Source organism: Streptomyces sp. 8N616 (assembly GCF_052246385.1).
In the GTDB taxonomy this organism is placed as follows: domain Bacteria; phylum Actinomycetota; class Actinomycetes; order Streptomycetales; family Streptomycetaceae; genus Streptomyces.
In genome coordinates, this window is sequence record NZ_JBQQBY010000036.1 from 85,594 (window position 1) to 92,546 (window position 6,953).

Annotated in this window: 10 protein-coding genes; 5 read left to right on the top strand and 5 right to left on the bottom strand. The window is 70.1% G+C overall.

Going from position 1 to position 6,953, the window contains the following annotated elements; translation table 11 throughout:
- The first annotated feature begins 16 nt into the window (after positions 1-16).
- The gene (locus ACTWQC_RS28120) at positions 17-1,081 is read left to right on the top strand and encodes an NAD(+)/NADH kinase (protein ID WP_443318621.1); all 1,065 of its coding nucleotides are present in this window, start codon (positions 17-19) and stop codon (positions 1,079-1,081) included.
- A 49-nt stretch (positions 1,082-1,130) separates the two neighbouring features.
- Here ACTWQC_RS28120 and ACTWQC_RS28125 read toward each other — a convergent pair whose 3' ends face one another.
- Positions 1,131-1,436: a GNAT family N-acetyltransferase gene (locus tag ACTWQC_RS28125; RefSeq protein WP_443318622.1), complete on the bottom strand. Its 306-nt coding sequence runs from the start codon at positions 1,434-1,436 to the stop codon at positions 1,131-1,133.
- Here ACTWQC_RS28125 and ACTWQC_RS28130 point away from each other — a divergent pair.
- A complete protein-coding gene (locus ACTWQC_RS28130; protein ID WP_443318623.1) occupies positions 1,386-1,883 on the top strand; it encodes a flavoprotein in 498 nt (165 codons plus the stop codon). The genes ACTWQC_RS28125 and ACTWQC_RS28130 overlap by 51 nt on opposite strands.
- A gap of 217 nt (positions 1,884-2,100) precedes the next feature.
- Here ACTWQC_RS28130 and ACTWQC_RS28135 read toward each other — a convergent pair whose 3' ends face one another.
- Both ACTWQC_RS28135 and ACTWQC_RS28140 read right to left on the bottom strand, forming a co-directional pair.
- Entirely contained in the window at positions 2,101-2,400 is a 300-nt protein-coding gene (locus tag ACTWQC_RS28135; RefSeq protein WP_443318624.1) for a hypothetical protein, read from the bottom strand.
- Between the two features lie 5 nt (positions 2,401-2,405).
- Positions 2,406-2,984, bottom strand: coding sequence for a DUF5994 family protein (locus ACTWQC_RS28140; RefSeq protein ID WP_443318625.1), 579 nt, complete (start codon positions 2,982-2,984; stop codon positions 2,406-2,408).
- 217 nt (positions 2,985-3,201) lie between these two features.
- On the opposite strand from ACTWQC_RS28140, the gene ACTWQC_RS28145 reads away from it, so the two are divergent.
- The 3 genes from ACTWQC_RS28145 (at position 3,202) to ACTWQC_RS28155 (ending at position 4,945) form a co-directional block, all read left to right on the top strand.
- Positions 3,202-3,408, top strand: coding sequence for a hypothetical protein (locus ACTWQC_RS28145; protein WP_443318626.1), 207 nt, complete (start codon positions 3,202-3,204; stop codon positions 3,406-3,408).
- Positions 3,409-3,717: 309 nt separating this feature from the next.
- Entirely contained in the window at positions 3,718-4,146 is a 429-nt protein-coding gene (locus ACTWQC_RS28150; RefSeq protein ID WP_443318627.1) for an STAS domain-containing protein, read from the top strand.
- A gap of 310 nt (positions 4,147-4,456) precedes the next feature.
- Positions 4,457-4,945, top strand: a complete 489-nt coding sequence (locus tag ACTWQC_RS28155) for a hypothetical protein (protein WP_443318628.1) — start codon at positions 4,457-4,459, stop codon at positions 4,943-4,945.
- Between the two features lie 24 nt (positions 4,946-4,969).
- On the opposite strand, the gene ACTWQC_RS28160 is transcribed toward ACTWQC_RS28155, so the two are convergent.
- On the bottom strand, positions 4,970-5,698 hold the full coding sequence (locus ACTWQC_RS28160) for a GAF and ANTAR domain-containing protein (RefSeq protein ID WP_443318629.1): 729 nt from the start codon (positions 5,696-5,698) through the stop codon (positions 4,970-4,972).
- Between the two features lie 77 nt (positions 5,699-5,775).
- The gene (locus ACTWQC_RS28165) at positions 5,776-6,492 is read right to left on the bottom strand and encodes a GAF and ANTAR domain-containing protein (RefSeq protein ID WP_443318630.1); all 717 of its coding nucleotides are present in this window, start codon (positions 6,490-6,492) and stop codon (positions 5,776-5,778) included.
- Positions 6,493-6,953: the final 461 nt, after the last annotated feature.

Sequence of the window (6,953 nt, forward strand, 5' to 3'; positions counted from 1 at the left end):
ATGGAGAGGTCCGCTGGTGTCTGTGCATCGGATCGGCCTGGTGGTGCACCAGGCCCGCTCGGAGGCCGTGAGCGCCGCTCGAACGGTCCGCTCGTGGTGTCACGCGCGGGACGTCCGCTGCACCGACATCGACGTGTGGCGGGAAGGCCGGCCCCGGCACAGCAGCCTGCGGGAGGCGGAGGCCGCCGGGCGCCCGGACCTGGTCGTCACGCTCGGCGGAGACGGGACGTTCCTGCGCGGTGCGCGCATTGCCGCCCACTGCGCCGCGGCCGTACTCGGGGTGGACCTGGGGCGGGTGGGATTCCTGACCGAGGCGGCGGGCGACGAGGTCGAGCGGGCCCTGGACGCCGTCGACCAGGGCCGGGTGGTGATCGAGGACCGGATGACGCTCACCCTGCGCGCCTCGCGCCCGCTGGAGATCCCGCCGGGCATGGAGGCCCTGCTGCGCTACGGGCGCGGGCCCGCGCTGCCCCCGCCGCCCGTGCGGGAGAGCGGGCCGGAGGACGTCGGCTGGGGAGTGGCCATGGACGTCACGGCCGTCAACGACGTCGTCTTCGAGAAGCTGGCCAGGGACCGGCAGGCAAGCGTGGCGGTGTATCTGGCCGGGCGGCTGTTCGCGGCCTACTCGGCGGACGCGGTGGTCGTGGCGACGCCTACGGGCTCGACCGCTTACAGCTTCGCGGCGGGCGGGCCGGTCGTCTCGCCGCACATGGACGCGGTCCTGTTCACGCCGGTCGCCCCGCACATGGCGTTCAACCGCACCCTGGTCGCGGCGCCGGACGAGCCGGTCGCGGTGCAGGTGCTGCCGCGCTCGGGGCAGGTCGCGGTGAGCATCGACGGGCAGCTGCGGGGCGTACTGGATCCCGGCGACTGGGTGGGCGTGTACCGCGCGCAGCGCCGGCTGCGGCTCGTACGGCTCGGGCCCATGGACTTCTACGGGCGGCTGCGCGACCGGTTCCGGCTGGCCGATGCCCCGGCGGCGGTCGCCGACGGGCAGCCCCCGCCGCTGTACCGGCCGGCCAGTCCGGTGCCGGAGGACCTGCGACACCTGCGTCTGCCGCCGCCTCCGCCGGACCAGTGACCACCTCTTCCGGAGTCCGTCGGCCCGTCGGCCCGTCGGCCCGCCGGCCTCAGAGGCCGAAGCGGGGGCGCTGGGCCTCCGGGACCAGGTCGGCGTAGTCGGGGTGCTTGCCGATCCAGCCCCGTACGAAGGGGCAGTGGGGCAGTACGGCGAGGCCCTGCTCGCGGGCGCTGTCGAGTGCCGCCCGGACGAGCTTCCCGCCGAGGCCGCGCCCTTCGAAGCGTGAGTCGATCTCGGTGTGGGTGAACTCGACCTCGCCGCCGGAGCGGTGGTATTCGGAGAATCCCGCGAGTTCTCCGTCGGCGTGGACCTCGAACCGGGACTCCTCCGCGTTGTTCAGCACTTGGGGCTCCATGCGGTCCTCCTTGTCACTGCCTCGACGCTGCCTCATTGCCGCCTCGTAGCGCCGTGTACCCGCCACGTCGATCACAAGCGGGAGACCCTGGCCGGTATTCCGCGCGGGGGCATGCTCAGCGCGGACTGCTACGTCGTGGCTCCGGCGAGCGCCGACTACGTCGCCAAGCTCGCGACGGGCATCGCTGACAACCAAGCCTTGACCCAGGTCAGCGACGCTATCGGCACCCTCGGCGTGACCGTGGTGGTGTTCCCCCTGGTGAACGCCGCACATGTACGCCACCCCGCTTGGGAAAGCCACATCGAGTCTCTGCAAAAGGGCGATCTGGAACGCGTCCACGGCCCTGAGGTCTGGCCGCTGTACGAGCCCCGCGAGGGGCCGACTGCCCGAGAGTTGCCCTGGGGCATGATCCTGGATGCCGTTGATCGCGTAGCCCTGCGCTCCTGATGCCGGAAGACGACCGCGGGCGCCGAGTACCACGGACGACCGGGACGGGACGGCTCCCGGCAAGGCACGGAGCAAGGCGCAGGCGGGGCGCTGGGGCACTGACGCTTCGCAAGACCAGCGCCCCAGCTGCGAGCATCCGCTTCACTTGTAAGTGCCCGGGCAGCGACGGTCGGCCTCCGGCAGGGCACTCCGGCCGGGGGACGATGGGTCAGTTGCGTCAGCCCCGGGCCCGTATGCTCCGGCGCCGCGGGCGCAGTCGGCCCCGGCCGCCGTCCCGGTTGTCGCGCCTGGGCCGGAGTGCGGGCTGCGCGGTCGGCTTGGGCAGTGGCTGTCCGGCGTCGTGCCCGGGACCTTCACGGCCGGGATCTTCGTGGGCGGGATCTTCGCGGCCGGGCAGCCGACCGTGGTAGAGGAAGAGGGCGATGCGCCCAGCATGCTGGGCGTTGAGCCGCTGGATCACATGTGCCGCCCCAGCGATCAGGGCCAGGAGGGCTGCGATGGTCAGGGCGGTGGCCATGACGGTCACATTCCCACGATCCGGCGGCTCGGCTGGGCCGGAACGGGCGCGGACGTCGAGAAGGCGCCGCCCTCGTCCTCCCAAGCCTCTCCAGGGTCCTGCGCCGGGCCATCTGCTGAGATGTCGTGGCGGGCTTCCTCCACCACCATGAGCGTGCTTGCGGTGAGCGGCGGCCCGGCGTCGTCGGTCGCGGCGGCCATCAGCCGGGCGGCTGCGGGTGCACTCGTGTGCGGGGGGATCACCAGCAGGTCCCAGCGGCCGGTGGTGTGGGACAGAAGCAGGAGCTTGTGCGGGTCCAGCTCTGCCGTGAACCAGCCGACCTTCACCACGTGTCCGTTGACGGGCACCTTGGGAGGTATGACCGGCCAGTGTTGAGGGTTGACGGCGATGCGGGTGATCCTTCCCCGCAGCGGGTCCAGCACGTCGGTCAGAGCGGGAAGTTCGCGTAGCAGGTCGCGGGAGCGGGGCCACCAGGCGCCGTCCAGGAGTCCACGGGAGGCGCCCGCGGCTTTCAGTGCGAGGCGGGCGGGCACAGCTGCGTCGGTCTCTTGCCGTGGCAGGGGGCGGTCGGTGGTCGCGGACATGGCGCGGACCCGTCTCCGGGCCCGTGGACACGGGCCCGGGTGTCATCACTCATCGAGAACGACGCCGGCATGAAAGCCGGTATGCGACATGCTCTCGATAGTGCCGAGGCTACTCCGCGGTGGGGCTGAACGGACCGCGCCGAGGTGCCGGATTCTCTGCGCCCCTTCGGGCTGTCATCCTGCGAGGGCGGGACGTTCCCGGCTTAGCTTCGAGATGGTGATCGCCTCCACGCCGGAACTCGTCGGCTGTGCCTACGGGTTCAGAGCCGACCGCTCGGGCACCTGGTGGCAGGGCTTCTTGGGCGCTTTCCCCTCGGCGATCGAAGAACTCACCGCCTCGGGACAGGTCTTCGTCCTGGCCGAGGCGAGGGTCTTCCCCGCCTACCGGCGACGTCACATCGCCACCGGTGATCGCGGCAGCTGACCGCCGCACAGGCTGTCAGCATCGCGCGCCGGAGGAGGGCCGGGTGCTGTCCGCGATGCCCTGGAGGAAGCGGTGTGCTGTCCCGGAGGGGGTGTGCAGGGCTTACGTCGTGCGCCCCTTCTTTCAGGCCAGAATAGGGCTACGCTTGCGGCAGACGTCCTGGACCCCGGCGGCACACTGCCAGTTGATACGGATTCACCTGAGGCGAACCAGCTATCGGCCGCCCGGTGCTTCCCCGATGGCCACCGGCTCGCTTTCGAGGCCTGTCATGTGGCCGCCCTGAGACGCCATCCACGCGATGGAGGCACCATGCCCATCCCTCAGTTGCTGAGCGCACTTCGACACGACACCGAAGGCCGGGCCCTGATCACTCTTGCCGGTGAGATCGACATGGGCTCGGAACCCCGTCTGCGCGAGGCCCTGGACCGGTGCCTGCGCGACGGAATTCGCGTCATCGACGTCGACCTGACCGCAGTGTCCTTCTGCGACTGCAGCGGACTCAACGCCTTTCTCCGTGCAGCGCAGCGCACTGCCGCACTCGGCGGATCCTTGCGGCTGCACCACCCGAGGCCGATGCTGGTCAGGCTCTTCGCCCTCACCCACACCGACGGCCACCTGCTCGTACTCCCCGTCGACGGTGAATACACCTGTGCCGCGGTCGATCTCCCCCCGGCCCGCCCGGAGGTGGAGGGGCGGCGCGCACCCGTTCTGCTCGCGGAGCCCGGCGGTGCCCCATGACCGACCGGCCAGCGATCGGAGTAGACGGGGGTATCCCGCTACCCCAACCCGGCCCGGGACAACCGACGTTCCGCGAGGCGGGCCCTGCAGGGCTGGCAACCCCTGGTCCGGATGCACACCCGGCACTAGGCTGATCCTTCAACGTCCCGGACCCCGACGTGGCCACAGTCCGGCATCCCGCCGGACGGAACCGCTTCTGGGGAGTGACGATGAACGCAACCATCAGGGCGACAACGTCCCGCCTTCGAACACCACGCGTTCGAGGGGCCGTCACGGTCCTGGTGCGAGACCCGAAGCGGCGGTGGTGATCATGCCGACCGAGCCGTATTCCGCCGCTCGGGCCCGGGACTCTCAGGCCGAAAGGCTCCTTGCCCATCAGCGCTCGATCATCGCCTGGTGCGACCGCCACCTTGCGGCCATCCACGCCCTGTCCACCCTCATGATGGACGCCCCGAACATGAGCGGTGCGGCCCTGGCCGAGTTGCTCACCGAACCGGACGACCAGCTCGCACCGCGCAGAACACGCCCGCGGCACACGCACCTCGACGCCGTTGCCACCGGAGGCCGGTGCCCGGATGATGCTTCCCCCCTTGACCGCGTCGAGCTGGCCCTCATCCTCATCGGTGACCGCACCTGTGCCACGGCCTCCGAGGCCCTGGGACTGCCCGAGTACGCCGTCGCCGCACGGCTGCGCTCGGGATTGTGGCTGCTCTTCGAGCCCTGCCATCGCGAGACGGCGAACGCACCGCCGGGAAACCGTCCGGCCGGAGCTGCGGCCCATGCGTCGCACTCGCCCTGACAACAGCCGGCGTGCAGGCTGCCGTCAGTGCTGGGGGCGAAGATCCAGTTCAGCGAGGGATTCGGAGCCGTCGATGAAGGCGTGGGCAAGGTCGGACAGGCGGCGATTGTGCGAGCGTGCGTAGCTCCGCAGAGCTGTGAAGGCCTGCTCCATGTCGACCCCGAAGCGTTCGGCGAGCTTGCCCTTGGCCTGCTCGATCACTACTCGGCTGTTCAGCGCGGTCTGCAGCTGCTCGTTGAGCACGCCACTGCGATGGGCGGAGCGTTGCTGCAACAGGCTGATGGTGGCGACATCGGCCAAGGCCTGGGCAATGGGAGTGGTACCGGGATCGAAGGGACCGGGGGTGGCCCGGAACAGGTTGAGTGCTCCGACGACCTCGTCGCGCAGACGCATCGGCAGGGCCTGGACCGCGGCGAACCCGCTCGCCCGGGATTCCACCACAAACCGGGGCCACCGATCGACCTCGGCCTCCACGTCCGGAACCGTCACTGCTGACCCGCGACGGAAGCACTCCAGGCACGGCCCCTCGGCGTTCTGGAGCTGGAACAGCTCCAGCAGGCGCACTTGTTCGTCGGAGGCCGCCATCACCCGGAGTTCGCCGTCCCGGTCCGCGAGCAGCAGACCTGCTGCAGACACGTCGAGCATTCCCACGCATCGGTCGGTGAGCAACCGGAGGAAGTCGATCAGGTCGAAGTCCGTAACAAGGTTGTCGGCCAGCTCGACGAACGTCCTGGCCAGGAGCTGCTCATCCATCCTGCTCACCCTCTGATGACGGTACTGCCGCCCCGGGGAGCCCGGAAGGCAGGAAGTGTTCCTCGGCCACCGGGAGATCAGGCATCGTCGCTCGCCGGGTCGGGGTCGGGACTGAGGCGGAGTCTGCGGGACACCACGGCACGGGCCACCTCGGCCAGCCGACGATCGTAGGCGTAGGCGTAGGCACGCAGACGGATGAATGCCTCATCGATGCCGACGCCAAGCTGTTCCGTAAGCATGCCCGTGGCTTGGTCGATCTCGGCCCTGTAGCCGCCCATGCCCTCGAACTGCCCGTCCAATGCCGTACCATCGGCCGGATCGGTCTGCGCGCAGGCCTGTGTGTCGAGCAGCACCCGGGTCGCCGTGTCGGCGAACACCAACGCGTCGGCCAGCGCATCGGCGTTCAACCCACCCGGCCGTCCGCGGTACAGGTCGAGTACCCCGGGACGGATCGCCCCGATCTGCAGGGGAAGCGCGAAGACCGCACCCGCCCCTTCCTTTGAGGCCGCAGCGGCGAAGGCGGGCCAGCGGCGCTGAATCTCCATGGCCCGCAGATCGGACGTCAGGACGGGCCCTCCGAAGGTGAAGGCGTCCACGCATGGCCCCTCCCCCAAGGTGAACTGGAGTTCCTCCAGTCGCTCGGTGGCCTCGTCGGTGGCACAGAGAACGTGCCCGACGGGGACCCCCGACAGGGCGGACAACCCTGCCCCGTTCACCGGCAATGCCGCCACCGCCGCGGCACACACATCCGCCACGTCCACCCGGGTACCCTGTCGCGCCGCCTCATCGGCCACCAGCCCCAGGATCCGGGCCGTCCGGCTAGACATGTGTATGCCCGGACCGTATCGGGGGCGCCGGCTCGCCACTTGGCGCGGCCTCGGCAGCGGGCCCGCACGTCACCACGGGGCGAGCGCACGGACTTGAGCTCGGCGGGCACGCATACTCGAAGCACCAGGCCATGGAGATGTCCACCCCACTATTGACACCGGCCGCGACGGGATGCGGGGAGAGCGGGCAACCGCACCCGGTGGAAATCCCGAAACTCGCCTAGCAGCCAAGGGACTTCAGTATGTGCCCTTGCGTCACTGTCTTGCTACCAGCGTCCTGGTAAGCCCCGGTTCAGACGTGCTTGGATTCAAGGGATCGTCGCAACACGTGATCACTGACGTGTGGTGGTGAGCAGTTTAGACAGGCGCTCGGCTGGGGTTTCCCAGCCGAGCGTCTTGCGTGGGCGGCCGTTGAGTTCGGTAGCGAC

Excerpts from the sequence above, each read along its gene's own strand:
- ACTWQC_RS28140 (WP_443318625.1), bottom strand. The coding sequence starts at position 2,984 with ATGTCCGCGACCACCGACCGCCCCCTGCCACGGCAAGAGACCGACGCA.
- ACTWQC_RS28155 (WP_443318628.1), top strand. The coding sequence starts at position 4,457 with ATGCCGACCGAGCCGTATTCCGCCGCTCGGGCCCGGGACTCTCAGGCC.
- ACTWQC_RS28125 (WP_443318622.1), bottom strand. The coding sequence starts at position 1,436 with ATGGAGCCCCAAGTGCTGAACAACGCGGAGGAGTCCCGGTTCGAGGTC.
- ACTWQC_RS28150 (WP_443318627.1), top strand. The coding sequence starts at position 3,718 with ATGCCCATCCCTCAGTTGCTGAGCGCACTTCGACACGACACCGAAGGC.
- ACTWQC_RS28160 (WP_443318629.1), bottom strand. The coding sequence starts at position 5,698 with ATGGATGAGCAGCTCCTGGCCAGGACGTTCGTCGAGCTGGCCGACAAC.
- ACTWQC_RS28135 (WP_443318624.1), bottom strand. The coding sequence starts at position 2,400 with ATGGCCACCGCCCTGACCATCGCAGCCCTCCTGGCCCTGATCGCTGGG.